This is a genomic window from Bradyrhizobium sp. SZCCHNRI3052 (assembly GCF_032484895.1).
Lineage (GTDB): Bacteria > Pseudomonadota > Alphaproteobacteria > Rhizobiales > Xanthobacteraceae > Bradyrhizobium.
In genome coordinates this window covers 58,036-81,852 of the sequence record NZ_JAUETW010000022.1, presented here as the reverse complement: position 1 = coordinate 81,852, position 23,817 = coordinate 58,036, and the positions used below count along the sequence as shown (strand labels likewise).

Annotated in this window: 27 protein-coding genes; 10 read left to right on the top strand and 17 right to left on the bottom strand. The window is 66.1% G+C overall.

Going from position 1 to position 23,817, the window contains the following annotated elements:
• Window positions 1-90: 90 nt before the first annotated feature.
• On the top strand, window positions 91-273 hold the full coding sequence (locus QW887_RS34290) for a hypothetical protein (RefSeq protein WP_315716646.1): 183 nt from the start codon (window positions 91-93) through the stop codon (window positions 271-273).
• A gap of 28 nt (window positions 274-301) precedes the next feature.
• On the opposite strand, the gene QW887_RS34285 is transcribed toward QW887_RS34290, so the two are convergent.
• The 3 genes from QW887_RS34285 to ykgO all read right to left on the bottom strand — a co-directional run bounded on the left by QW887_RS34285 (window position 302) and on the right by ykgO (window position 1,514).
• On the bottom strand, window positions 302-559 hold the full coding sequence (locus QW887_RS34285) for a hypothetical protein (RefSeq protein ID WP_316168050.1): 258 nt from the start codon (window positions 557-559) through the stop codon (window positions 302-304).
• Window positions 560-662: 103 nt separating this feature from the next.
• Window positions 663-1,292: a tetratricopeptide repeat protein gene (locus tag QW887_RS34280; protein WP_316196142.1), complete on the bottom strand. Its 630-nt coding sequence runs from the start codon at window positions 1,290-1,292 to the stop codon at window positions 663-665.
• 96 nt (window positions 1,293-1,388) lie between these two features.
• Window positions 1,389-1,514 (bottom strand): type B 50S ribosomal protein L36, encoded by a 126-nt coding sequence (ykgO, locus tag QW887_RS34275; RefSeq protein WP_006611362.1) that lies wholly within the window; start codon window positions 1,512-1,514, stop codon window positions 1,389-1,391.
• Between the two features lie 254 nt (window positions 1,515-1,768).
• Between ykgO and QW887_RS34270 the strand changes: the two genes are divergently transcribed.
• The 3 genes from QW887_RS34270 to QW887_RS34260 all read left to right on the top strand — a co-directional run bounded on the left by QW887_RS34270 (window position 1,769) and on the right by QW887_RS34260 (window position 3,954).
• Entirely contained in the window at window positions 1,769-2,653 is an 885-nt protein-coding gene (locus tag QW887_RS34270) for an amidohydrolase family protein (RefSeq protein ID WP_315716643.1), read from the top strand.
• A 97-nt stretch (window positions 2,654-2,750) separates the two neighbouring features.
• A complete protein-coding gene (locus QW887_RS34265; RefSeq protein WP_316196140.1) occupies window positions 2,751-3,497 on the top strand; it encodes a haloacid dehalogenase type II in 747 nt (248 codons plus the stop codon).
• Window positions 3,487-3,954: a YbaK/EbsC family protein gene (locus QW887_RS34260; protein WP_315716641.1), complete on the top strand. Its 468-nt coding sequence runs from the start codon at window positions 3,487-3,489 to the stop codon at window positions 3,952-3,954. Before QW887_RS34265 ends, QW887_RS34260 begins: the two co-directional genes overlap by 11 nt.
• A 23-nt stretch (window positions 3,955-3,977) precedes the next feature.
• Here QW887_RS34260 and QW887_RS34255 read toward each other — a convergent pair whose 3' ends face one another.
• A complete protein-coding gene (locus QW887_RS34255) occupies window positions 3,978-4,886 on the bottom strand; it encodes a LysR family transcriptional regulator (protein WP_315716640.1) in 909 nt (302 codons plus the stop codon).
• Window positions 4,887-5,016: 130 nt separating this feature from the next.
• Here QW887_RS34255 and QW887_RS34250 point away from each other — a divergent pair, with 130 nt between their 5' ends.
• From QW887_RS34250 to QW887_RS34240, 3 genes are all read left to right on the top strand, one after another.
• Window positions 5,017-5,715, top strand: coding sequence for a pirin family protein (locus QW887_RS34250; RefSeq protein ID WP_316196138.1), 699 nt, complete (start codon window positions 5,017-5,019; stop codon window positions 5,713-5,715).
• A gap of 74 nt (window positions 5,716-5,789) precedes the next feature.
• Window positions 5,790-6,389 carry an NAD(P)H:quinone oxidoreductase gene (gene wrbA, locus QW887_RS34245; RefSeq protein WP_316196136.1) on the top strand — a complete coding sequence of 200 codons (600 nt, stop codon included), beginning with the start codon at window positions 5,790-5,792 and terminating at the stop codon, window positions 6,387-6,389.
• Window positions 6,390-6,466: 77 nt separating this feature from the next.
• A complete protein-coding gene (locus QW887_RS34240; RefSeq protein WP_315736529.1) occupies window positions 6,467-6,616 on the top strand; it encodes a hypothetical protein in 150 nt (49 codons plus the stop codon).
• Here QW887_RS34240 and QW887_RS34235 read toward each other — a convergent pair.
• The 9 genes from QW887_RS34235 to QW887_RS34195 form a co-directional block, all read right to left on the bottom strand.
• Window positions 6,603-7,196 (bottom strand): DUF1080 domain-containing protein, encoded by a 594-nt coding sequence (locus QW887_RS34235; RefSeq protein ID WP_315753381.1) that lies wholly within the window; start codon window positions 7,194-7,196, stop codon window positions 6,603-6,605. The genes QW887_RS34240 and QW887_RS34235 overlap by 14 nt on opposite strands.
• Window positions 7,197-7,299: 103 nt before the next feature.
• A complete protein-coding gene (locus tag QW887_RS34230) occupies window positions 7,300-8,160 on the bottom strand; it encodes a D-amino-acid transaminase (protein ID WP_315736527.1) in 861 nt (286 codons plus the stop codon).
• Window positions 8,161-8,311: 151 nt separating this feature from the next.
• A complete protein-coding gene (locus QW887_RS34225; protein WP_316196134.1) occupies window positions 8,312-9,043 on the bottom strand; it encodes an amino acid ABC transporter ATP-binding protein in 732 nt (243 codons plus the stop codon).
• A gap of 9 nt (window positions 9,044-9,052) precedes the next feature.
• Entirely contained in the window at window positions 9,053-9,745 is a 693-nt protein-coding gene (locus QW887_RS34220) for an amino acid ABC transporter permease (protein WP_315736525.1), read from the bottom strand.
• Between the two features lies 1 nt (window position 9,746).
• Window positions 9,747-10,478, bottom strand: coding sequence for an amino acid ABC transporter permease (locus QW887_RS34215; protein WP_315736524.1), 732 nt, complete (start codon window positions 10,476-10,478; stop codon window positions 9,747-9,749).
• A 203-nt stretch (window positions 10,479-10,681) separates the two neighbouring features.
• Entirely contained in the window at window positions 10,682-11,596 is a 915-nt protein-coding gene (locus QW887_RS34210; RefSeq protein WP_315753374.1) for an amino acid ABC transporter substrate-binding protein, read from the bottom strand.
• A gap of 417 nt (window positions 11,597-12,013) precedes the next feature.
• Entirely contained in the window at window positions 12,014-13,396 is a 1,383-nt protein-coding gene (locus QW887_RS34205; protein ID WP_316168053.1) for a M20 family metallopeptidase, read from the bottom strand.
• 333 nt (window positions 13,397-13,729) lie between these two features.
• The gene (locus QW887_RS34200) at window positions 13,730-15,394 is read right to left on the bottom strand and encodes a thiamine pyrophosphate-binding protein (protein ID WP_316184225.1); all 1,665 of its coding nucleotides are present in this window, start codon (window positions 15,392-15,394) and stop codon (window positions 13,730-13,732) included.
• A gap of 153 nt (window positions 15,395-15,547) precedes the next feature.
• A complete protein-coding gene (locus QW887_RS34195) occupies window positions 15,548-16,672 on the bottom strand; it encodes an alkene reductase (protein WP_316184226.1) in 1,125 nt (374 codons plus the stop codon).
• A 100-nt stretch (window positions 16,673-16,772) separates the two neighbouring features.
• Between QW887_RS34195 and QW887_RS34190 the strand changes: the two genes are divergently transcribed.
• The 3 genes from QW887_RS34190 to QW887_RS34180 all read left to right on the top strand — a co-directional run bounded on the left by QW887_RS34190 (window position 16,773) and on the right by QW887_RS34180 (window position 20,170).
• Window positions 16,773-17,162, top strand: a complete 390-nt coding sequence (locus tag QW887_RS34190) for a winged helix-turn-helix domain-containing protein (protein WP_316184228.1) — start codon at window positions 16,773-16,775, stop codon at window positions 17,160-17,162.
• A gap of 151 nt (window positions 17,163-17,313) precedes the next feature.
• Complete coding sequence (locus QW887_RS34185) at window positions 17,314-18,165, top strand: SDR family NAD(P)-dependent oxidoreductase (protein WP_316196132.1); 852 nt, start codon at window positions 17,314-17,316, stop codon at window positions 18,163-18,165.
• 409 nt (window positions 18,166-18,574) lie between these two features.
• The gene (locus QW887_RS34180) at window positions 18,575-20,170 is read left to right on the top strand and encodes a hypothetical protein (RefSeq protein ID WP_316196130.1); all 1,596 of its coding nucleotides are present in this window, start codon (window positions 18,575-18,577) and stop codon (window positions 20,168-20,170) included.
• On the opposite strand, the gene QW887_RS34175 is transcribed toward QW887_RS34180, so the two are convergent.
• The 4 genes from QW887_RS34175 to QW887_RS34160 form a co-directional block, all read right to left on the bottom strand.
• Window positions 20,097-21,371 (bottom strand): hypothetical protein, encoded by a 1,275-nt coding sequence (locus QW887_RS34175; RefSeq protein ID WP_316196128.1) that lies wholly within the window; start codon window positions 21,369-21,371, stop codon window positions 20,097-20,099. The genes QW887_RS34180 and QW887_RS34175 overlap by 74 nt on opposite strands.
• Complete coding sequence (locus QW887_RS34170; protein ID WP_315716623.1) at window positions 21,368-22,372, bottom strand: hypothetical protein; 1,005 nt, start codon at window positions 22,370-22,372, stop codon at window positions 21,368-21,370. Before QW887_RS34170 ends, QW887_RS34175 begins: the two co-directional genes overlap by 4 nt.
• A gap of 335 nt (window positions 22,373-22,707) precedes the next feature.
• Window positions 22,708-22,983, bottom strand: coding sequence for a YiaA/YiaB family inner membrane protein (locus tag QW887_RS34165; protein ID WP_315716622.1), 276 nt, complete (start codon window positions 22,981-22,983; stop codon window positions 22,708-22,710).
• Window positions 22,984-23,038: 55 nt separating this feature from the next.
• The gene (locus QW887_RS34160; RefSeq protein ID WP_315716621.1) at window positions 23,039-23,737 is read right to left on the bottom strand and encodes a PspA/IM30 family protein; all 699 of its coding nucleotides are present in this window, start codon (window positions 23,735-23,737) and stop codon (window positions 23,039-23,041) included.
• Window positions 23,738-23,817: the final 80 nt, after the last annotated feature.

The following is a 23,817-nucleotide window of genomic DNA, read 5'->3' as shown; positions in this document are numbered from 1 at the left end:
GCCGTGAATTACTTGCGGTCAGATCATTGCGTCGTTTGAACACGATGACCGGCCCTGCGTTTTGTTTGGTGTTTTGGGAGGGGGTTACCGATGAGTTTTCGTTCGAGCGAGGCTGCGATCGACGAGATCGTCGCAAGTTGCAATGGCGATCTCCGCGGCGCGCTGAAGGCCCTGCTGCTGGTCAACGAGCATCTCGAGGCCGAGATCGCGCAGCTGTATGCCGCAGCCGCGCAGTACGGCATGCCGGACCGCCGCAGCACCGCATTTCACTGAGTCGGCTGACCGGGCCGGATTGCGCCGATCAGTCCTCGGACGTGATGTCCTTGTTCGGGCACGCGTTGATCGTCGATCGCGCCAGCTTGGCGTCGTCTTTCGACTTGAACGGCCCGGACGCGAACCAGATGTCGCCCATGGTGGGGGTGACGATCGGATTGCTGGTCACGATCTCGCAGCGATTGGTGGCGCGGTTGCCGACCACCCAGAACAGATCCGGATCCTCGGCCCAGGCGGCCGTCGCCGTCATTCCGATGAGCGTTGCCGTCAGCACTGCACGCCTCATTGCGCCACCTCCTCGCCGGATGTCCTCCGATCAACGGCAGGTGGGATGGCGCAGATCGGCCGGCAAGGACGGCCGTCCTGACATGGTTAATCGATCGCCAAGGCTAGATGTCGCGGCCTTCGACCTTCTCGGTCAGCGTCTTGACCAGCTCCGGCACCTTGTCCAGGTGCGGATTGACCTCGAGCGCCTTGCGGAACGCGTCCAGGGCCCGCTTCTCCTCGCCGAGATCCTGCATGATCATGCCGAGACCCGCGAGCGCGCCGAAGTGCCGCGGCTCACGCAGCAGGACCTGCTGGATGTCGGCAAGCGAGCGACCGTAATCGTTCTGGAGGTAATAGATCGTCGCGCGACGGTTCCAGGCCTCGACGTAGTCGGGCCGGAGCTTGATGACCGAATCGAGCAGCTTGAGCGCAACCTCGTTCTGCTTCGCGTCCATCGCCGCCTTGGACCGCGCCATCAGCAGGGCGACGGTGTCACTGGGAGTCTGCAGCCAGATCGCCCAGATCCGCGCCTCGACGTGCTTGGCGCTGATCTCGTCGGGCGCCGCCTTCAGGGCGCCGAACAGGAAATCGAGGCCCTTGGTCTTGTCGGCGCCGACCTTGGGCAGCTTGGCCGGAGCCTCGGGCGGCTTTGGCTTGGGCGTCGCGTGCGGCTCGCCCTGCGCTTGCGCAAGGTGCGGTACCGAAATGACGACAACGGCGAGAAGAATCGCCCGCAAGGATCGCTTGGCCATGCCCCAAGTCTAAACGCAGTCGGCGCGTCCTGCAAAGCAGCACGCGCCTCAAAGACCTGTGAGAAGGCCCCTCTTCTCGAGGGGAGATCTACGGGATCAACCCTGGCGGGCCTTGAAGCGGCGCTGGACCTTGTTGATCACGTAGACGCGGCCCTTGCGGCGGACCAGACGGTTGGCGCGATGGCGGCCACGCAGCGACTTCAGCGAGTTACGGACCTTCATGGGACATCCTGATACGTTGAAAGGCCGTGTTGGACAGGCCGGAAGTGGCAAATACAAAGGGAGTTCCGCAAGCGACCAAGTCGCCCGGATTGGCCGGTTTCTAACCACCAGCCCGCCGGATGTCAATCATGGCGGGCCCCGGCTTCAACAGGACCGGCCGGCGACGGGCCCCTCGATCCAACTTGGCGATTGCCAAATTTGTTATATCCTATAATCAATTTTCCAAAGCCAAGAACCAACCGCCGGGAACGCCCATGCCCAAGCTCGCTCTGCCCAAGATCGACGACGTCGTCGCCATCGACATCCACACCCATGCCGAGGAGCCCTGCGGCATGCATGCGGATGACGGCTACGACGATTTCCAGGCCCAGATGGCCGACTACTTCAAGTCGCCGCACAAGCACCCGCCGACGGTGCCGGAGACGGCGGCCTATTACCGCTCCAAGAACATCGCCGCCGTGATCTTCCCGGTCGACGCCGAGCGCGAGACCGGCTTCCGCCGCTACAACAATTACGAGATGCTCGAGGTCGCTTCCGACCATCTCGATGTGCTGATCCCCTTCGTCAGCATCGATCCGCACAAGGGCAAGCTCGGCGTCCGCGAGGCGCGCAAGCTGATCGAGGAGTATGGCGTCCGCGGCTTCAAGTTCCACCCGACGATGCAGGGATTCTACGCCAACGACCGGCTGGCCTATCCGCTGTATGAGGCGATCAACGACGGCGGCGCGATCGCGCTGTTCCACACCGGCCAGACCGGCGTCGGCTCGGGCATGCCGGGCGGCATGGGGATGCGGCTGAAGTACTCGAACCCGATGTACATGGACGACGTCGCGGCCGACTTCCCCGACCTCAAGATCATTCTCGCCCACCCCTCCTTCCCCTGGCAGGAGGAGGCGCTGTCGGTCGCGACCCACAAGCCGAACGTGTACATCGACCTCTCCGGCTGGTCGCCAAAGTACTTCCCGCCGATCCTGGTGCGCTACATCAACTCGATCCTGCAGGACAAGATGCTGTTCGGCTCCGACTGGCCGGTGATCACGCCCGACCGCTGGCTCGCCGATTTCGCCAAGCTCGACATCCGCGAGGAGATTCGGCCGAAGGTGTTGAAGGCCAACGCGCGCAGGCTGCTCGGGATCTGAGGCCGTCCGACGGCTCGTATCGTCGAGGATCGTGCTATCATCCGCAGGCGCGGCGGCCATCGGCCATCGCGCCTGCTTCTCTGATGAGGTGAGCGCCGTGCCCTTCAAAGCCGTGGTCTTCGATGCCTATGGCACGCTGTACGACATCCAGTCGGTAGCGGCGGTCACCGAGCAGGCCTTTCCCGGCCACGGCGACATCATCACCCAGATCTGGCGCATCAAGCAGCTCGAATACACCTGGCTGCGCTCGCTGATGCAGCGCTACGAGGATTTTTCGGTCGTTACCCGCGAGTCGCTGCTCTATACGCTGCGCGTTCTCGGCCTGCAGGCGGATGCGATCACACGCGATCGCATCATCGCCAAATATCTCGATCTCGATCCCTACCCTGATGCACGTGCCGCGCTCGCCGCGATGAAGGACCGCCGGCTCGCGATCCTCTCCAACGGCAGCCCAGCGATGCTCGACGGCCTGGTGAAAGCCAGCGCCTTCGACACGCTGCTCGATGCCGTCATCAGCGTCGATGCCCACAAGATCTTCAAGCCGAGCTCGCAAGCCTATGCGCTGATCCAGGAGACACTCGGGCTTGCGCCTGACGAGGTGCTGTTCGTGTCCTCCAATCCCTGGGACGTCTGCGGCGCCAAGGCCTTCGGCCTCAACGTTGCCTGGATCGAGCGCGTCACTCCCGAAGCCATGGCGGCCGCCTGCATCGAGACCGATCTCGTGTCCCCGCTCACGATGTTCAAGGCGCTGCGGACCCAGATGGACGAGTTGGGTTTTGCGCCCGATCATCGTATTGCTGCGCTTTCCGAATTGCCTGAGATCGTCAACACGCATGAGCCTTGAATCCGTCCGCGCCTTCTTCGCCGAAAAAGCCCCCGACATCGACGTTCTCGTCTCCAGCCAGAGCTCCGCAACCGTGGCGCTCGCGGCGGAAGCCTATGGCGTGGAGCCGGCCCGCATCGCCAAGACGCTGTCGTTGCGCGTCGGCGAGCGCGTCATCCTGATCGTCGCCGCAGGCCACGCGCGCATGGACAACAAGAAGGTGAAGGCACTGTTCGGCGGCAAGCCGAAGATGCTCGGCCTCGACGAGGTCGCCGACATCACCGGACACGAGGTCGGCGGCGTCTGCCCGTTCGGCTTGAAGTCGCCGCTACCGGTGTATTGCGACGTCTCGCTGAAGGCCTTCGACATCGTGGTGCCCGCCGCGGGCTCGACCCACAGCGCGGTGAAGATCACGCCGGATCGCTTGGCCGAGCTGACGGGAGCCGCATGGGTCGATGTATGCGAGGTGCAGTCCTGATCGGCTGGGATCGGCGGCCGCGATCATCGCTTCTTCCCCTTCGCGAGTTCCTTCACCAGAAACTCCGTCAGCACCTCGACCCGCGCGGGGCGCGGGCCGCCGGGCGGCATCACCAGATGCATTGCGCCTTCGGGCTGGCTCCAGCCCTTCAGCACCACCTCGACCTCGCCAGACGCGATCGCGTCGCCAACGATGAAATCCGGCAGGTCCGCGATGCCGAGCCCCGCGAGCACCGCCGGCAACAGCGCCTCGCCATTGTTGACGCGCAGCTGTCCCGCCGGCCGTACGCTGGCCTGCTCGCCGGCCGCATTGGTGTAGTGCCAGACGCCGGCGGTGGAGAGATAGGCGTAGCCGAAGCATTTGTGCTCGGCGAGATGCATCGGATGCGTCGGCCGTCCGTGGCGCTTCAGATAGGACGGCGCCGCCACCGTGTAGCGCGGCATGGGGCAAAGGCGGCGCGCGACCAGCGACGAGTCCGGAAGCCGCGCGATCCGCAGCGCGAGGTCGAACCCTTCGCCGATCAGATCGACGGTGGCGTCGCTCATGTGGAGGTCGATCGAGACCTCCGGATATTGCTCTAGGAACGCCGGCAGCAGCGGCGCGATCTTCTTGACGCCGAACGTCATCGGCACCGCGAAGCGCACCAGGCCGCGCGGCGTCAGCGACTGCGCGAGCGCCTCGGTCTCGGCAGCCTCGCCATCGGCGAGCAGCTGCGCGGCACGCTCGGACAGGCGCTGGCCGGCGTCTGTCAGCGCCAAGCGCCGCGAGGTGCGGTTGAACAGCCGCGTACCCAGACGCTCCTCCAGCCGGCTCACCGCCTTGGAGACGGAGGCCTTGGAGAGGCCCAGCTCCTGCGCGGCGCCGGCGAAGGAGCGCAGCTCGACGACCTTCGCGAAGATCGCCATCGCCTCGAAATCCGGAAGTCGCGCCATCGCCTTAAATCTCGTTTTTAGAAACAATAGGTTTCAATAGTTTCTATTTCTATACCCCGGCCGCTCCCTTATTCCAATGCCCAACAGCACGGCGGCCCCGGCCGGCCGTTTCAACCACAGGAGCAGACCCATGATCGAATTGAAGCCCTTTGCGGCGCTGGGCGGCGCCGACCACGGCTGGCTGAAGGCCAGGCACCATTTCTCGTTCGCGAGCTACTACGACCCCAGCAACATGGGCCACGGCGCCCTGCGCGTCTGGAACGACGACGAGATCGCGCCGAACACCGGCTTCCCGGCGCATCCGCACCGGAACATGGAGATCATCACCTATGTCCGCGAGGGTGCGATCACCCATCAGGACAACCTCGGCAACAAGGGCCGCACCGAGGCCGGCGACGTCCAGGTGATGAGTGCGGGCAGCGGCATCCGCCACTCCGAGTACAATCTGGAGCCGACCACGACGCGGATCTTCCAGATCTGGATCGAGCCGACCACCGATGGCGGCCAACCGACCTGGGGCGCCAAGCCGTTCCCGAAGTCCGACCGCTCCGGCAAGCTGGTCACACTGGCGAGCGGCTTCGCAGATGACGGCGACGCGTTGCCGATCCGTGCCAAGGCGCGCGTACTCGGCACCACGCTGAAGGCCGGCGAGACCGCCGAGTACAGCGCCGACAAGGCCCGGCACATCTATCTGGTGCCCGCAGCCGGCAGCGTCGAAGTGAACGGCGTCCGAGTCAACGCCCGTGACGGCGCCGCCATCCGCGACGAGGCCACGCTCAAGATCACCGCGCTCGAAGATTCCGAGCTGGTGCTCGTCGACGCCGCCTGACCTCTCACGCGATCCCGGCCGGGCATCCGGCCGGGACGCTCTCCCCGATCATCCTCGTCCCCACGGAGACTGCCATGACCAAGGTTCTCGTTCTCTACTACTCCGCATACGGCCACATCGAAGCGATGGCCAACGCGGTGGCCGAAGGCGCCCGCGAGACCGGCGCCACCGTCGACGTCAAGCGCGTGCCCGAACTGGTGCCGGCCGACGTCGCCAAGGCCTCCCACTACAAGCTCGACCAGGCCGCTCCGATAGCAAAGGTCGAGGAGCTCGCCGACTACGACGCGATCATCGTCGGTACCGGCACCCGCTTCGGCCGCATGGCCTCGCAGATGGCCAACTTCCTCGATCAGGCCGGCGGCCTGTGGGCCAAGGGCGCGCTCCACGGCAAGGTCGGCGGCGCCTTCACCTCGACCGCGACCCAGCACGGCGGCCAGGAGGTCACGCTGTTCTCGATCATCACCAACCTCTTGCATTTCGGCATGACCATCGTCGGCCTCAACTACGGCTTCGCCGGCCAGATGAAGCTCGACGAGGTCACCGGCGGCTCGCCCTATGGCGCCACCACCATCACCGGCGGTGACGGCAGCCGGCAGCCGAGCGCGAACGAGCTGGCGGGGGCGCGCTATCAGGGCCGCATCATCGCCGAGACCGCAAAGAAGCTGCATGGCTGATGCGACTGCGGCGGCACTTCCGCAAACGAAGTGCCGCCCCATCTCGCAAAAGTCGGAAGGATGTCAAGGAGGCTGCAATGCCCGCCATGCTCGAACTGGTGACGCTGGCCCGGTTGGCCCGCCATCCCCTGCAGATGATGGCGCGCCGCTGGTACTGCAAGAGCCTGTACCGCGCGAGCCGCGGCCAGCGCCGCTGCCCGGAATGCACGGCCGCTACAGCGGCTTGATCTGCACCTTCCTGAACTTCACGACGCCCGAGCCGTACTGCAGGGCGATCGGTCCCGCCGCGTGCTTGCTGTCGTCGACATCGGCGGTTTTCTCGCCGTTGAGGATCACGGTCAGCCGCGTACCCTTGGCGGTGATCTCATAGGTATTCCACTTGCCGCCGGCCTTCGGCATCGGATCGACCTTGGACACGTCGACGATCGCGCCGGTGCCGTATTTCGGATCGGGCCGCTTGTCGAAGATGTTGACCTCGTAGCAGATGTTGGAGTCGATCTTCGCCGACTGGTCGCAGCGGATGAAGATGCCGCTGTTGGCGGCGTCATCGACCCAGAACTCGGCCTTGATCTGGAAGTCCTTGTAGCTCTCCTTGGTCACCAGATACGATGGATCCTTGCCATCGAGCTTGTCGGCCGACAGCGCGCCGTCCTTCATCTCCCAATTGGCCTTGCCGACCTCGGTGAAGTCGGCCTTGGTCGTGGAGTCGACCAGGGTCACCCAGCCGTCATCGGCCAATGCCGCTCCCGTCATGCCTGCGCCCGCAATCAATAGTCCGGCCGCGAGCCCTCTCAAGCGATACCGCATCGAAACTCCTCCCTGATTTCTGTTTCGTTCGTCGCCACGATAGCAAAGCGCCGGACAATGCAAACGGGTTTCGATGCTGCACCTGCTCTATCGTCTCCTCCAACTACACCGCCGTGGCGCGCGCAAAATCGACATAGATCTCGCGCAGCCGCGCCGCCACCGGTCCCGGCTTGCCGTCGCCGACGGGCTTGCCGTCGATCGTGACCACCGGCTGCACGAACGAGCTCGCGCTGGTGATGAAGGCTTCCTTCGCCGCGAGCGCCTCCTCCACCGTGAACAGCCGCTCCTCGACCTTGAGCTGGCGCTCCTCGGCGAGCTTCACCACGGCCTTGCGGGTGCAGCCCGGCAGGATCGCGTTCGAGTTCGGCCGCGTCACGATGACGTCGTCCTTGGTCAGGATGAAGGCCGAGGACGAGCCGCCCTCGGTGACATGACCGTCCTCGACCATCCACGCCTCGCCGGCCCCGGCCGCGGCGGCCGCCTGCTTCGCGAGCACCTGCGCCAGCAGCGCCACGCTCTTGATGTCGCGGCGCGCCCAGCGGATGTCGGGCACGGTGATGACGCCAATTCCCGTCTTCGCCGAGGGCGCATTGATGATGTCCTTGGCGGTGACGAACATCACCAAGGTCGGCTTGACGTCGCCCTTGGGAAACGGGAAGTCGCGGCCCTTGTCGGCACCGCGCGTCACCTGCAGATAGACCATGCCCTGGTCGAGCCGGTTGCGTGCGACCAGCTCCTTCTGCAGCTCCTCGATCCGCGCCAGGCTCTCCGGCAGCGCCAGCCCGATCTCGCCGACCGAGCGCTCCAGGCGGGCAAGATGCGGGGCACTGTCGACCAGCTTGCCATCGAGCACCGCCGCCACTTCGTAGATGCCGTCGGCAAACAGGAAGCCGCGATCGAGGACCGAGACCTTGGCCTCGGACAGGGGCACGAAGGCGCCGTTGACGTAAGCGATCGGGTCCAAGGACGTGTCTCCATTCTCATCTGCGCACGCAAAGCCATCTGCGTACACCAATTGTTACTCTCGCCGTCATTCGGGGGCGATGCGCAGCATCGAACCCGGAATCTCGAGATTCCGGGTTCGCCCTGCGGGCGCCCCGGAATGACTCACCGGACTAATGCGACAGGATTTTCGACAGGAACTGCTGCGCGCGCTCGCTGCGCGGCTGGCCGAAGAACTCCTCCTTCTTGGCGTCCTCGACGATCTCGCCGCGGTCCATGAAGATGACGCGGTGGGCGACCTTCCTGGCGAAGCCCATCTCGTGGGTCACGACCATCATGGTCATGCCCTCGCGGGCGAGATCAACCATGACATCGAGCACCTCGCTGATCATCTCCGGATCGAGCGCCGAAGTCGGCTCGTCGAACAGCATCGCGATCGGATCCATGGCGAGCGCACGTGCGATCGCCACGCGCTGCTGCTGGCCGCCGGAGAGCTGGGCCGGAAACTTCTGCGCCTGCTCCTTGAGACCGACGCGCTCCAGGAGCTTCATGCCCTTCGCGGTCGCTTCCTCATGGCCACGACCCAGCACCTTCTGCTGGGCGAGGCAGAGGTTGTCGATGATCTTGAGATGCGGAAACAGCTCGAAGTGCTGGAACACCATGCCGACCCGCGAGCGCAGCTTCGGCAGGTTGGTCTTGGAATCATTGACCTTGAGGCCGTCGATCGTGATCACGCCGTCCTGGAACGGCTCCAGCGCGTTGACGCATTTGATCAGGGTCGACTTGCCGGAGCCGGAGGGGCCGCAGACCACCACCACCTCGCCCTTGGCGACCGAGGTCGTGCAGTCCTTCAGCACCTGGAAGCTCGGGCTGTACCATTTGTTGACGTGGCTGATTTCGATCATGGGAGCCGACTATCTGATGATGGAGATGCGCGACTGCAGGCGGCGGACGCCGTAGGACGCGACACAGGAGATGGTGAAGTAGACCAGGGCCGCGAACAGGTACATCTCGACCAGGCGGCCGTCGCGCTGGGCGACTTTCGAAGCAGCGCCGAGGAAGTCCGGAATCGAGAGCACGTAGACCAGCGACGTGTCCTGGAACAGCACGATGGTCTGGGTCAGCAGCACCGGCAGCATGTTGCGGAACGCCTGCGGCAACACGACGTAGCGCATGGTCTGCGCATAGGTCAGGCCGAGCGCCGAGGCCGCGGCCGGCTGGCCGCGCGAGATCGACTGGATGCCGGCGCGCATGATCTCGGAGAAATAGGCCGCCTCGAACAGGATGAAGGTGATCAGGGAGGACGCGAACGCGCCGACCTTGATCGGCCGCGACGAGCCGGTGATCCACTGCCCGATATAGGGCACCAAGAAGTAGAACCAGAAGATCACCAGAACCAGCGGCAGCGAGCGCATGAAGTCGACATAGAGCCCGGCGATAAAGCCCATCACCCGATAGCCGGACAGCCGCATCAGCGCGATCAGGGTGCCGAACACAAGACCGCCCGTCGCCGACAGCGCCGTCAAGGTCAGCGTGAAGGTCATGCCGTCGATGAAAAGATAGCTCAGCGAGCGGCGGATGACGTCGAAATCGAAATTGGCCAGCATCTCATTTGCCCGTGATGTAGCCAGGGACCGCCACCGCGCGCTCCAAGAGCCGCATGCCGATCACGACGATGACGTTGATGACGAGATACATCAAGGTGGCGGCGCTGAAGGCCTCGAACACCTGGAACGAGAATTCCTGCATGGCGCGCGCAGCGCCCGTCAGTTCGATCAGACCGATCGTGATTGCGACGGCGCTGTTCTTGACCGTGTTGAGAAATTCGGACGTCAGCGGCGGCAGGATGATGCGGAAAGCCATCGGCAGCAGCACGTAGCGGTAGGCCTGCAAGGTGGTGAGGCCGAGCGCGGTCGCCGCCAGCTTCTGGCCGCGCGGCAGCGAGCCGATGCCGGCCGCCAATTGCACGGCGACACGCGCCGACATGAACAGGCCGATGCCGACGGCCGCCGTATAGAATGGCGCATTGGGCATCTGCTTCAGCCACAGGCCGATCGTGGGCGGCAACAGCTCCGGCAGCACGAAGAACCACAGGAACAGCTGTACTAAAAGCGGCATGTTGCGGAAGAACTCGACATAGGCGAAGGCGATCCAGGTCGCCAGCTTGGACGGCAAGCTGCGCAGGATGCCGACGATCGTGCCGCAGATCAGCGCGATCACCCAGGCCGACAGCGAGGTCACGATGGTGACCTTCAGCCCCGCCAGCAGCATGTCGAAATAGGTGCCGGCCCCGGTCGGGTTCGGCTCCAGGAAGATGTGCCAGTTCCAGGTGTAGTTCACGGGGACATCCTGAGAGGGAATTAGCTCGCAAGTCGCATTACACAGTCTTTGCCAAAAACTCGCTGCGCTCCCTCCCCCCTTGCGGGGGAGGGTCGGGGTGGGGGGTCCACACGGGCAGTCTTTCCTGAGACCCCCACCCCCGACCCCTCCCCGCAAGGGGGAGGGGGGCGCATCGAATTCGGCGCGAGAGCTGCGGCCTCACGTTACGGCTTGTACGAATCCGGATCCGGCGAGTCCGACGGCTTGGCGAACTCGGCCTTCAGCTCGGCCGACAGCGGGGTGTTGAGGTTCAGGCCCTTCGGCGGGATCTTCTGCATGAACCACTTGTCATACAGCTTGGCGCCCTCGCCGCTGGTGTAGATCTTGGCGGTCGCCGCATCGACCACCTTCTTGAACTGCGGATCGTCCTTGCGCAGCATGATGCCGTAGGGCTCGGGCTTCGAGAACGCGTCCTTGGAGACGACATAGGCGGCCGGATCCTTGGAGCCGGCGACGAGGCTCGCCAGAAGAATGTCGTCCATCACGAAGGCGACGGCGCGATCGGTCTCCACCATCAGGAAGGCCTCGGCATGATCCTTGGCCGGAATAATGTTGATGCCGAGATTGCGCGCGGCATTGGCCTCGGTCAACTGCTTGATGTTGGTGGTGCCGGCGGTCGACACGACCGATTTCCCCTTCAGATCGTCGATCGAGTTGATCTTGCTCGCCTTCTTCGAGACGTAGCGGCTCGCCGTCAGGAAGTGGGTGTTGGTGAAGGAGATCTGCTTCTGGCGCTCGGCATTGTTGGTGGTCGAGCCGCATTCGAGATCGATGGTGCCGTTGGCGAGCAGCGGGATGCGGGTCGACGACGTCACCGGGTTGAGCTTCACATCGAGCTTGTCGAGCTTGAGCTCCTTCTTCACGGCATCGACGATGCCCATGCAGATGTCGATGGCAAAGCCGATCGGCTTCTGATTGTCGTCGAGATAGGAGAACGGGATCGAGGAGTCGCGGACGCCGAGCGTAATGGTGCCGGTCTCCTTGATGTTCTTCAGGGTCCCCGTCAGGTCCTCGGCCTGCACCTGGCCGGCGCAGAGCGCGGCGGCGACGGCAAGACCGAATAGGCGAAGCTGCTTCATAACTGATCTCCTCAATCCGGCTGATCGCCGGATGCTTGCATAAACCACAGCGAACTCAAAATGGCCCCCGCCCCCGGACGATCTCCGGCCGGACGAGCGCGGGCACCATAGACCGCCCCGCGGCGGGACGTCCTCGGACGATTGCGACAAATTGCCTGTCCCGCGTCCCCTTCGACAAGACGTCCGGGCTGAAACGGCAGCGCCGAACGTTGGGATGGTAAACTACGAGGGGCTCGCAGGCCCCGCGACCAGACGAAAGTTGCAGGCGGGTTCCCGCACGCGGCAATGCAACCGCACGGCACACGGACCTCATGGTTCGAGACGCGCCGCGCCCAGCAAGCCCGCCTTCCGTCTTCCTGGCCGGCGCGCGCTCCTCACCAGACGCCAGGCGATGTGTGCTCATGCCCCCTTCTCGGCTCACAGTGGCTTCCGCAATTCACCGAGATCCCAGAACAGCCCGGCCATCAGGCCGAGCGCCTCGTCCGTGACATCCAGCAGGATGTGCTCATCCGGCGCGTGCTGCGAGCAGCCCGGGTAGGAATGCGGCACCCACATGGTCGGCATCTTCAACACGTCGGCAAACACGTCATTGGGCAGCGAGCCGCCGAAGTTCGGCAGCACCGCGGGCGCCTTGCCGGTGCTCATCTTGATGGACTCCGCGGCCCATTTGATCCAGGGGCTGTCGATGTCGGCGCGCGAGGCCGCGAAGCCTTGCGTCATGCTGACCTCGACCATCGGGAAGCCGTGCGCGACGAGATGGCTCCTCACGTCCTCCACGATGCTGTCGACCTTGGTGCCGACCACGAAGCGCAGCTGCAGCACGGCGCGGGCGCGGCCGGGGATCGCATTCGCCGGCTTGTCGATATTGCCGGAGGAGATCGCGAGCACCTCGAGCGTATTCCAGGCATAGAGCCGCTCCGCCGGCGTCAGCCCCTCCTCGCCCCAATGGTCCGACAGCGCCGGCTCGTCGGCGGTCGGCTCCACCTTCACGTCGGCGAGGATGGCGCGGATGGCATTGGTGAGGCGCGGCGGCTTCAAGGTATCGAGCTTGATACGGCCATGGCCGTCGACCAGCGTGGAAATGGCATTGGCAAGGATGGTCGCGGGATTGGCGAGCACGCCGCCCCAATTGCCGGAATGGTTGCCGCCCTCGCGCAGGTTGACGTCGAGATGCAACCGGATGCCGCCACGGCAGCCGAGAAAGATGGTGGGGCGTGCGGTCGATAGCCGCGGGCCGTCCGAGCCGATGAAGACGTCGGCCTTCAAGGCGTCGCGATGCAGATCGGCCACCCTGGCGAGATCGGGCGAGCCGATCTCCTCGCCCATCTCCATGATGAACTTGGCATTGAAGCCGAGCTTGCCGCCGCGGGCCTCGCGCACCGCGCGCAGCGCCGCCATGTTGATGCTGTGCTGGCCCTTGTTGTCGGCGGTGCCGCGGCCATAGAGACGATTGCCCGCTGGCGTCACCGCCCAGGGATCGCGGCCGTCGCGCCATTCGCCGGCCATGCCGTCGACGGTGTCGCCGTGGCCATAGCTGAGCATCGTCGGGGCGCTGTCGCTCTCGTGGTAGGTCGCGATCAGGAACGGCGACTTGCCGCTCGGCGAGGGCACGATCTCGGAGGAAAAGCCGAGCGCTGCAAAGGACGGCGTCAGCTCGTTGGTCAGATACGCCGCGAGGTCGTCCTTGCGCTCGGGATTGAGGCTCTCGGTGCGATAGGCGACCCGGCGGCCGAGCTCGGCCAAGAAGTCACCGCTCGTCAGGCTCTGACGGGCACGGGCGATTGCATCAATCCTGGTCATGGCGCTTTTCCAGTCACAACGAAGGCGGCGTCATATCGGGATCGCGCGACGAGCGGAAGGGGCTGGGTTTGAATTCAATGCTGACATCAAGCAAGTCTCGGATTTCGGAACTTGTCGCAGAGATCGATGATGGGCGTGTGTCGGGATGCGCGCTTCCGTTCTCGCGGCGCCAGGAGCGTCCGAGGTTTGCCGGTGCGGTGCCTTCGCAAGGCGGAGGGCGCGGGGATGCCCGGCGAAGGCCTCACCCATGGCTCGCCTGCAGAAGAAAAGCAGGCGGCAGTCACCAAAGGTTCGGCCGGACGTCCGGCATTCCCCGCGCGACGGGAGTAACGCTCAGTCCACCGCGTTGCTGACCATCACCTCGATCAGCTTGGCGCCGGGGCGGCGGAACGCCGCCGAGAGCGTCGGCTGCAATTCACGGGGATCGCTGATGCGCATTGCCTCGCAGCCGAGCGAGCGGGCGAGCCCGGCAAAATCCACCTGCGGATCGACAAAATCCATGCCGATATAGTTGTCGTCACCATGGAACGACAGCAGCCGCTGCTTGATGATGCGGTAGCCGCCATTGTTGACGATGACCACCGACAGCGGCAGCTTGTGATGCGCTGCGGTCCACAGCGCCTGGATCGAATACATCGCGCTGCCGTCGCCGGAGTAGCAGACCACGGGGCGATCGGGATTGGCGAGGCTGACGCCGACCGAGGCCGGCAGGCCCCAGCCGATGCCCCCCGAGGCGAGCGCGTGATAGTTGTAGCGGTCGCGATACGGCCACAGCGCCGTCATGTAGCGCGCCGAGGTCAGGCCTTCGTCGACCAGGATGCCGTGCTCCGGCATGGCCTCGGCGACCTGCAGCGCCAGGTAGTCCGGATCGATCGGCGTCCGCTCGCGCGCCGCTTCGATCTGCGCGGCCAGCTTGCGGCGCCGCGCGCTCCAGTTCTGCGAGGACAATTCGGCCAGGCGTTCCTGCGCACGCGCCTGCAGGGCCGCGCCGCCGAGCTCGCGCAAGAGCGGCGTGAGCTGAAGCAGCGTCTCGCGAACGTCGGACTTGAGCGCGATCTCGGCACCGAAATTCTTTCCCAGCTCCCAATCGACGAGGCCGATCTGCACGATCGGCAAGCCCTCGGGCAGGGGCTCGATGTCGCTATGCACGGACATCCGCAAGGGATCGGCGCCGAGCACGATGAGAAGATCGTGTGGCGCGAGCAGGTCGCGGACCTGCTGCTGCGCGCGCGACAATGAGCCGATGTAGCAGGGATGCTCGGACAGGAAATGCGCGCCATAGGGCGCGGACTGCTGATGCACGGGAGCGCCGATCGCCGACGCGAACTCGGCCGCCTGCCGCAGCGCATCGCTCTTGACGATCTCGTCGCCGGTGATGATCACCGGCCGCTGCGCACTGAGAATGCGCTGCGCCAGCGCCTGCAACGCGTCCGCGGCCGGCAACACGCGCGCATCGACCCGGGTGGAACGGCCGAACTCGATGCCGGCTTCGGCATTGAGGATATCGCCGGGCAGCGAGATGAAGACGGGACCGGTCGGCGGCGTGGTCGCCACCTTGGCGGCGCGCCTGATGATGCGCGGCAGGTCCTCCAGCCTCGTCACCTCGACCGCCCATTTCACCAGCGGCTCGGCCATCCGCACCAGCGGGCCGTAGAGCAGCGGCTCCATCAGGCCGTGGCCCTGCTCCTGCTGGCCGGCGGTGAGGATCATCGGCGTTCCGGTGAACTGCGCATTGTAGAGCGCGCCCATGGCGTTGCCGAGACCCGGCGCGACGTGAACGTTGCAGGCGACGAGGCGTCCCGAGGCGCGGCTGAAGCCGTCGGCGATCGCCACCACCAGACTCTCCTGCATCGCCATGACGTAGGTGAGATCGGGATGATCCTTCAGGGCATGCATGATCGGCAATTCGGTGGTGCCGGGATTGCCGAACAGATGCGTGATGCCCTCGTCCTTGAGCAGCGCGAGGAAGGCCGAGCGTCCGGTCGTGCGGTTCTTCATGGGGCGGTGTCCTCCCGGGCTCAGGCTTATTGGTTGACGCGAACTCTCGCTCCACCGTCGTTGCGAGCGAAGCGAAGCAATCCAGGGTGGCGCACGCGAGTCTGGATTGCTTCGTCGCTACGCTCCTCGCAATGACGGCGGAGAGAGCGCGGACTACACCTTCGCCATCTCCTGATACACCGGATAGTCCGTGTAGCCCTTCTCCTCGCCGCCATAGAAGGTCGGGCGGTGATAGGGCGTCAGCGGCCAGCCGTGCTGCAGCCGGGCGGGCAGGTCCGGGTTGGAGATGAAGGTGCGGCCGAAGGCGATGGCGTCGGCGTGGCCGGCCTGGATCGCGGCTTCCGCCGGCTCGCCCGTGAAGCCGCCGGCGCCGATCAGGACGCCCTTCCACACCGGCCGGAACAGAGCGATGGCCGACGGCACGTTCTGCCAGTTGACGTCGGCGCGGCCGGCGCCGGAGGAGCGCGGCTCGATCAGATGCAGATAGGCGATGCCGAGCTTGTTGAGCGCCTCGATCGCGTAGGTATAGAGCGGCATCGGCTCGGCCTCGCCGGAGCCATTGGCGATGCCATAGGGCGACAGCCGCACGCCGACCTTGTCGGCACCGCAGGCGGCGATCACGGCCTCGGTCACCTCGAGCAGGAAGCGGCAGCGGTTCGCGATGGAGCCGCCGTAGCGGTCGGTGCGCTGGTTGCTGCGGGTCTGCAGGAACTGCTCGATCAGGTAACCGTTCGCACCGTGCACCTCGACGCCGTCGAAGCCGGCGGCCATCGCATTGCGCGCGGCTTGGCCATAGGCGGCGACAAGCGCGGGGATCTCGTCGGTGTCGAGCGCGCGCGGCGTCTCGTAAGCTGCGCCTTTGCCTTCCGCCGTCATCGCCTTGAGATCGTCGCCGATCGCGATCGCCGACGGCGCCACCGGCAGCGCACCGCCCGGCTGGAACGAGGAATGCGAGACGCGGCCGACGTGCCAGAGCTGCAGGAAGATGAATCCGCCTTTGGCATGCACCGCATCGACGACCCGCTTCCAGCCGGCGATCTGCGCCGCGCTGTAGATGCCCGGCACGTTCGGGCTGCCGGTGCCGGTCGGCAGCACCGGCGAGGCCTCGGCGATGATCAGCCCGCCCGGCGTCGCGCGCTGCGCATAATACTCGACGTTGAGCGGCCGCGGCGCGAGCGTCTCCCTTGCGGCGCGCATGCGGGTCAACGGCGCCATCACGACGCGGTGCTTGAGGCGATAAGGACCGATCGTGAGCGGTGAAAACAGCGCAGGCAGCATTTCGTCCCCAGATGTCGTTGCGATTGTCGATTGGGATCATCTTGTTCGCAAAACATGATGGTGGCAATGTCCGCCCCACGTCAGTACGAGCAGACCCTCCATGCCGAAAGCGAACGCCCTGCCCTCGCTCAGCCTGCGCATCGATCTCGATGACGGCGGCCGGATCGGGCCGGGCAAGATCGCGCTGCTGGAGAACATCGCGCGACACGGCTCGATCTCTGCGGCCGGGCGCGCGATGGACATGTCCTACAAGCGGGCCTGGGACCTCGTCGACGAGATCAACCGGGTGTGCCGGCAGCCGGCGGTGGCGCGCCAGACCGGCGGCCGCAATGGCGGTGGCGCGGCGCTGACGGCGTTCGGCACGCAGTTGGTCGAACGTTACCGGCGCATCGAGCGTGACGCAGCTGACGCCGTGAAGAAGGATCTCGCCGCGCTGCGCAGCGACATCGAGAAGCCAAGGAAGACCCGCGGGGCCAGGGCCGCGTCGTAAGCCGGTTCCAGCCGACGCGATGCATCCGCGACCGGACTGATGCGCCTCGCGTTGCAGCCGCAAAAAACCGTCTTGCCGTCAGCCGGATGATCTTGCGGCCGCGCCAAGACGTCATACACCAGCATCTCGTCGTCATGCCGGAGAACCTGCCGTGTCTCACCCTGCCTTGTCCGCCGACCACACCGCCGTCGTCACCGGAGGCGCCTCCGGCATCGGGCTCGCCGCCGCCACGCGCTTCGCAGAGCGCGGCATGAACGTCTGCATCGCCGATGTCGACGAAGCCCGGCTGCGCGACGCCGCCGCCAGGCTCGCGGCTGCGGCCAAGCGTGGCGAGGCTGCGGTCATGACCGCCACGGTCGATGTGAGCAGCCGGGACAGCGTGGTCGCGCTCGAAACGGCGGTGCGCGCACGCTTCGGCGCGATCGACGTGCTGATGAACAATGCCGGCATCCAGCCGGGCAGCAAGACGCTTGCCGACGACAATTGGCAGCGCATCCTCGGCGTCAACCTATGGGGCATCATCCACGGTTCGCAGGTGTTCGCGCCGAACATGATCGCGCAAGGGAAGCCTTCGCTGATCATCAACACCGGCTCCAAGCAGGGCATCACCACGCCGCCCGGCGACCCCGCCTATAACGTCTCCAAAGCCGGCGTGAAGGCGTTCACCGAGGCGCTGCAGCACGAGTTGCGCAACACGACTGGCTGCCAGGTGACGGCGCATCTGTTCATTCCGGGCTTCGTGTTCACGCCGCTGACGGCGAATGGCCGCGTCGAGAAGCCGGCCGCCGCCTGGACGCCGGAGCAGACGGTCGACTTCATGCTGGAGCGCGTCGCGGCCGGCGACTTCTACGTGCTGTGCCCAGACAACGACGTGCCGCGCGCGCTGGACGAGCGGCGCATCCTGTGGGCGGCCGGCGACATCGTCGAGAACCGGCCGCCACTGTCGCGCTGGCATGCCGACTACGCCGGCGCATTCGCCGCGTTCGTAAAGAAATCGCCATGATCCGGCCACATCGGAGCGGCGGCGCGTAGCTGCTCCCGGTCTCATCACAAGTTCCCGGACGCGTCGGATCGTCGCAAGGCGGTCCGCGTGCGCTCGGAACGTCTACCATCGACCGAATCGCTACGGTCGAACGCTCTTGCAACTCACTGATTTGCCGCGGGCGCGACATCGTCGCTGAGAGCCGGCTCCCGAAGCGCGCCTCGACCGTCAAGCGGTGAGATGTCGCAGCTCTGCGGGAGCACCACCCGTACGCCGCACGACAATCTGACGCAGACGCATTCCACAATCCCTGCGCGAAGCAGCCACGAAGCAGGCAGCAGATGGCCCTCATCATGCGCACCCGCGTCAGCCGCGCCGCATTGCTTCGGCTCATCCGCAGTGGTGCGCAGCTTTGGGGAGTACGTCGGACATGTCGCGCCATCACCGTCACCATCACGACAGTCACCACGGTCACCATCATCACAGCGACCACCACCACCACCACCATCATCATCACGATCATCACTGCCAGCCGGCGCCTGCGCCGATGCCTCCGACGCCGCCCGCACCCACGCCGCCGACGCCCGCGCTCGGCTTTGCCGACCTCGGCGTCGTCTTCAACGACGCGACGCGCTTTCTCGAAGGCGGGCTGTGGCGCAACGTGGTCGAGGAAGGCGGCCAGGGCCTTGGCAGCGTCTACAACTACACCGGCGATCTCACCGTGATTCAGGATGGTCTGAAGGCGATGGTTGCCGCCAGCCAGTTCACCGGGCAGACGCTCACCAACATCAACAAGATCCTCGCCGACATCACGGTCGCGCAGGATGCCGCGATGGCTTCGGTGACCGGCGGCGGCGCGTTCGGCAGCATCGCCGCCGCGGAGACCGCGCTGCGCAACGCGCACCTCGACATCCTCAACGTCGTCAACAACGATCCGAACCTTGCGGGAAATGCGACCAACGCCGACGGCGTCACCGGCTTCCTGCAGGCGCCGGCGCTGCTGCCCGAAGGCGTGACGGCCGCAACCGCCGTCAAGGGCACGCTGGCCGAGCTCGGCCTGATCTTCAACGACGCCGCCAACCGGCTGATCGGCGGCGTCAACGAGAGCAACGTCGACGTCATCCAGGACGATGTCGACGCGCTGATCGCCGGCCTCAATGCGCTGGTCGCCGCCAATCCGCTGCAGTTCGGCGGCCTGACCGGCGTGCACGCGCTCGCCATCATCGACCAGCTCGCGCTCGTCAACACCCACATCAACGGCGCGGCCGGCAATGTCGACATCGGCCGCGCGCTGAACGACGACTTCCTCGACATCATCGACATCGTCGCCGGCGACACCAATCTCGCCAACATGGCGCAGCAGAACGGCCTGAACGGCTGGAGCGGCTTCGGCGACTTCCTCAACCCGACGCCGGCCTATCAGGACAACCAGGCACAGACCAATTTCTGGGCCATGTTCATCGCCCAGTCGAACGCGCTCGGCAAGGCTGCGATCGCGGCCGTCAATTCCGGCGACGCCGCCGCGATGGCGCAGGTCACCGCCGACCTGATGACCTTCAAGAAGGACGTCACCGATTTCGACGCGGCGCAGGGCGGCATCTTCCAGGCCCGCTTCGACAACGAGCTGCTCGGCGACCAGAGCACGCTCGGCGCCGAGATCGCCAAGATCCTCGAGGGCTTCCAGGCCGGCAACAAGGCGCTGGTCGCCGCGGCCGCCGACCAGATGCACCAGAACGCAGCCGATGTCGGCGGCAACAACATCCCGGTCAATGGCGGCGCCTACAATGTCGACGGCACCACGATCGGCCAGGTGCTGGCGACCACCGGCGGCGGCAACAGTGCCGACGCCGCCGCGCTGCTGGCCGCGGTCACCAGCGCGCCGGCCTCGAACGTGATCATGCTTCCCAGCGCCGCGCCGGCAGCACACGCCAGCGCCGCCCCGGCAACCCTGGTCATGGACGGTCCGACGATGGAGGGGCCGATGATGGAGATGTCACAGCATCAGCATCATCACATGTGGGCGTGATCACCTGTCGCTCGGGCGCCTGCACCAGCAGGCGCCTGACGAGCGCGAGCGCGGTTTCCGTGGCCGGATCGGCCGAGATCACGGAGACCGCGAGCACGATGAGGTCGACCGGCTGGTGCGACAGCACGATCACATGCGTCGCATGCCGCGCATCCATCAGCGCCACCATGCGCTCGACGGCGGGGTCGGTGGCCGCCCGCCGCCACGGCGCATCGGCCCGGCGCAGCACGCGGCTTGACGCGAGAAAGTCGCGCAGCAGCGGCGGATCATAGGCGGTCAGCTCAACCTCGCGACAGCGGCGTGCGCTTTCGAAGACCGGCTGGCGCGTGAGCTCGGCGATCAGTTCGTCGCGCGTCGCCGCGATCGACGCCCCGATCGAGTCGAGCACGCCCGGCTCGCGGGCTTGCAGCATCGCGCGCAAGGCATCGCCGATCAGCCCGATCGTGAGCACGCCGGCCACCGCGACCGCGCAGAAACGCATCAGTTGCGCCGCATCGACGTCCGGCGACAGCGCGGCCGCGGCAGCGCCGAGCAGGGCGGCGCCGAGGATCCGCAACAATGTCAGCAGCCCACCCTGACGCTGCGTCTCCGCGCTGGCGCCGGCGATCAGGATCGCGGTCACCGCCAGCAGCGCGCCCAATGCGCCGAGCCGCACCGGCATGCTCGGCGCCAGCACGCGAAAATCGGTGATGATGAAGGGGATGACGATGATGGCGCCGAACGCGACGCGATCGATGGCGCGGTTCTCCCAGACCAGCAGGCGCGCGCGGTCTCGGCGAAGCAGCAGCCAGGCGCAGGTCGCAAAGCCCGCGAGCTGAAAGGCCGACAGCACGACCGTGTGGTGGCTTTCGAACTCGGCCGGACCGAGCGCGCCGGCGAGCGCGAGCACCACGCCGCCGGCCAGCGCGATCGCCTTGAGCGCGCGATGCGCGTGTCGGCGCAGCAGACCTTCCGCCACCACCAGCGCGCCGAGCGGGATCAGCGCCGCCGGAACCAGCGAGATGCGGTCGAGAAAAGCATTGTCCGTCCACCAGGCGACGCCGCGCAGCAGGAACAGCGAGGCGACGGTCCCGAGCAGAACGACGAGCCGCGCCGTCAGCGGTCCCCTCGGGTCGCGCCGGTGCAGCATGGCGGCGGCCACCGCGAGGCCGATCGCGCCGCAGAGGTTGACGACGGAGTCCGCAACGATGCCGGCCGTCATGGCGCGGGCTCGCCGGGCGGCAGGCGCGGACGCAGCGTGCCGAACGTCCTGGTGTCGTCGAGCCAATGTACCAGCGGCAGGATCATCCGCTGCAGCGCCAGCACGCCCGAGGTCGCCAGCAGCGCCGGCAGCGAGCCAGAGGGGATTTCGCGCAGCAGATAGCGCCGGGCGGCGGCGAGATCGATCCGGCCGAGCTGCAGCAGGTCGTCGCCCCTGGTGTAGTCCAGCTCGCGCGCGCAGAAGCCGTTGTAGACGGCGTCGCGATGCTTCGGCGCATCGTCATACGTCTTCTTGAGCGCGTCGGAGCCGCCGGTATAGGCGTTGGTGATGACAAAGCGCTGTTCGTCGAACCCGGCCTCGTCGCCGACACCGAACACCGCGCGATGCGCCCGCATGATGCCGCGCGCGAGCTGAAGATGCGCAAAGCTCTGTCGGGCCTGCGGCAGCGGCGACGGATAGACGTCGGAGAAGGTCTCGCAGACCATGCCGGCCACCGCCGGCACCTGCGTGACGTTGGAGATCCATTTCGGCCGCAGCCCGTCGCGGACGAACAGCAGCAGCGTCGTGAGGCCGTAGAGCACGCCGGACAGGCCTTTGCCGCGCGCTTCCGGATCGACCATGACCAATCCGAGATGGATCACCTGCTGGCTGTCGCCATCGCGCTCGACCTGCATCACCGCGAGCGCATTGAAGGCGATCGGCCGGCCGCCCGCCTCCTCCGACACCACCGTGATGATGGCGCGCGCGAGCGGCTCGCGCGCTCCGGAGAAGATGCCGTAGGTGAGCTCGCCGGCGGGCAGCGTCTTGCCGGCAATGGTGCGGAGATCGGCCACGAGCGCCGCCAGCGCCGCATCGTCCAGGGTCGTGCCCGGGCTCTCGACGATGCGCGTGCGCAACTCCGCATGGGTGCGTAGCGACAGGTCCATCGCCTCCTGGCCGAGCGCGGTCAGCCAGAAGCCGATGCTGCGTCGGATACGCCCCACTGCTGCGACGATGTTCATGCCTCAACCTAGCACGGCGTGATCAGGAAGCGGCGCAGCCGGGATCACGGCCGCCCTGGCCGCCTTATGCCCTGGTGCTGTTAATTCACGATAACGACACGGGACGGAGCGTGAGCGAGGGTAAACGCAGGTTGAACGACGTGAGCGGCGGACGCCTTCGCGCCCACCGCCTGCCGGCGCTGTCTCGCCGAAGTCGGAGCTTGCCCCGCAAACTTCCCCTCACCCGGATTGCATCTTCGATGCAATCCGGCCTCTCCCCGCATCCGCCTTCGCTCGTCGAGCTACGGTGGACAAGAGCGGAGAGAGGCCAAGAGAGCGAGACGACTGCGGCCGCCCTAAGCTGCCTTCGACACCTCCATCAGCAGGCGCTCGGCGCGAGCGTCTTCGATGCGATTGACGAGCTTGCCGCTCTCGTGGCGGTCGCGCAGCGTCTTGGTCAGGGTGACGCAGGTCTGCACCAGCATGACAATGCCCATCGTCAGATAGCCCTTCATCCAGAGATCGATCGGCATGAAGAAGACGCCGAGAGCGACGAGGAAGGCGGAGGCGGCGAACGAGGCGTAGGAGAAGGTGATGAAGGCGCTGCTGTGCGGCTGGGTGTTCTGGTTCATGGTCGGCTCCTATGATGACGTGGTTGTTGATGCGTTCGATCGGTCGTGACGAAAATCAGTTGGCCGGTGCGGCGCGGCCGGCCTTCAGCCGCGCCAGCACGTCGTCGGCAGTGGTCTTGATGCGTGGGCCAAAGCCCTGCTCGGCGAGCTTCTCGGCCGTGGTGATCGGCCCCGTCGCGGCATCGAGCTCCATGAGCGCCTCGTCGGCGGCCTGCGCCTCGATCTGCCGCTCCCGCAGCCGTTTCAGCGTCGCTTCGGCCTCGGGCAGCGTGCACTCGTAAGGACGCGCCGCCTCGATGCCGCCGCGGCGCAGATTGCGCACGGCCTCGGAGGCGCGCGCAATCCGCCGGCCGCGATCGAGCTCGGCAATGCGCGCCTCGGCGTTGGCGACATGTTTCTTCAGCCTGGTGATCTCGGTCGCGAACAGCGCCCGCGCCGTCCGCGCCGCGTCACACTCGGCCTCGAGGCCGGCGATCGCCTGCGCCGCCTCGCGGGCCAGATCCTCGCGGCCGCCGTCGAGCGCTGCGGTGGCGCGCACCTCGAGATCGGTGATCCGTGCCAAGGTCGCCTCGAGCCGCTTGCCCTCCTGCTGGTCCTGCGCAATGGCCAGCGCCAGCGCGCGCTTGCTGCGATCGACGGCGGCGGCGGCGTCACGCAGCTGCTGATCCAGGATCACCAGCGCGGTCCGGTCCTGCAGCTCCTCCTCCGCGACGGCCACGGTGCCCCGAAACAGCGTGAGAACGGTCTTGAACATTGTGAACTCCCTGTTATGAGCATCGCTCATGACGTTTCTTCTAGCGCAACCATGAGCGACGCTCAAGAATTATTTTGAGC

Bases quoted from the DNA above. Each gene is read 5' to 3' on its own strand.
- QW887_RS34290 (WP_315716646.1), top strand. From the start codon at position 91: ATGAGTTTTCGTTCGAGCGAGGCTGCGATCGACGAGATCGTCGCAAGT.
- QW887_RS34285 (WP_316168050.1), bottom strand. From the start codon at position 559: ATGAGGCGTGCAGTGCTGACGGCAACGCTCATCGGAATGACGGCGACG.
- QW887_RS34280 (WP_316196142.1), bottom strand. From the start codon at position 1,292: ATGGCCAAGCGATCCTTGCGGGCGATTCTTCTCGCCGTTGTCGTCATT.
- ykgO (WP_006611362.1), bottom strand. From the start codon at position 1,514: ATGAAGGTCCGTAACTCGCTGAAGTCGCTGCGTGGCCGCCATCGCGCC.
- QW887_RS34270 (WP_315716643.1), top strand. From the start codon at position 1,769: ATGCCCAAGCTCGCTCTGCCCAAGATCGACGACGTCGTCGCCATCGAC.
- QW887_RS34260 (WP_315716641.1), top strand. From the start codon at position 3,487: ATGAGCCTTGAATCCGTCCGCGCCTTCTTCGCCGAAAAAGCCCCCGAC.
- QW887_RS34255 (WP_315716640.1), bottom strand. From the start codon at position 4,886: ATGGCGCGACTTCCGGATTTCGAGGCGATGGCGATCTTCGCGAAGGTC.
- QW887_RS34250 (WP_316196138.1), top strand. From the start codon at position 5,017: ATGATCGAATTGAAGCCCTTTGCGGCGCTGGGCGGCGCCGACCACGGC.
- wrbA (WP_316196136.1), top strand. From the start codon at position 5,790: ATGACCAAGGTTCTCGTTCTCTACTACTCCGCATACGGCCACATCGAA.
- QW887_RS34240 (WP_315736529.1), top strand. From the start codon at position 6,467: ATGCCCGCCATGCTCGAACTGGTGACGCTGGCCCGGTTGGCCCGCCAT.
- QW887_RS34235 (WP_315753381.1), bottom strand. From the start codon at position 7,196: ATGCGGTATCGCTTGAGAGGGCTCGCGGCCGGACTATTGATTGCGGGC.
- QW887_RS34225 (WP_316196134.1), bottom strand. From the start codon at position 9,043: ATGATCGAAATCAGCCACGTCAACAAATGGTACAGCCCGAGCTTCCAG.
- QW887_RS34220 (WP_315736525.1), bottom strand. From the start codon at position 9,745: ATGCTGGCCAATTTCGATTTCGACGTCATCCGCCGCTCGCTGAGCTAT.
- QW887_RS34210 (WP_315753374.1), bottom strand. From the start codon at position 11,596: ATGAAGCAGCTTCGCCTATTCGGTCTTGCCGTCGCCGCCGCGCTCTGC.
- QW887_RS34205 (WP_316168053.1), bottom strand. From the start codon at position 13,396: ATGACCAGGATTGATGCAATCGCCCGTGCCCGTCAGAGCCTGACGAGC.
- QW887_RS34200 (WP_316184225.1), bottom strand. From the start codon at position 15,394: ATGAAGAACCGCACGACCGGACGCTCGGCCTTCCTCGCGCTGCTCAAG.
- QW887_RS34195 (WP_316184226.1), bottom strand. From the start codon at position 16,672: ATGCTGCCTGCGCTGTTTTCACCGCTCACGATCGGTCCTTATCGCCTC.
- QW887_RS34190 (WP_316184228.1), top strand. From the start codon at position 16,773: ATGCCGAAAGCGAACGCCCTGCCCTCGCTCAGCCTGCGCATCGATCTC.
- QW887_RS34180 (WP_316196130.1), top strand. From the start codon at position 18,575: ATGTCGCGCCATCACCGTCACCATCACGACAGTCACCACGGTCACCAT.
- QW887_RS34175 (WP_316196128.1), bottom strand. From the start codon at position 21,371: ATGACGGCCGGCATCGTTGCGGACTCCGTCGTCAACCTCTGCGGCGCG.
- QW887_RS34170 (WP_315716623.1), bottom strand. From the start codon at position 22,372: ATGAACATCGTCGCAGCAGTGGGGCGTATCCGACGCAGCATCGGCTTC.
- QW887_RS34165 (WP_315716622.1), bottom strand. From the start codon at position 22,983: ATGAACCAGAACACCCAGCCGCACAGCAGCGCCTTCATCACCTTCTCC.
- QW887_RS34160 (WP_315716621.1), bottom strand. From the start codon at position 23,737: ATGTTCAAGACCGTTCTCACGCTGTTTCGGGGCACCGTGGCCGTCGCG.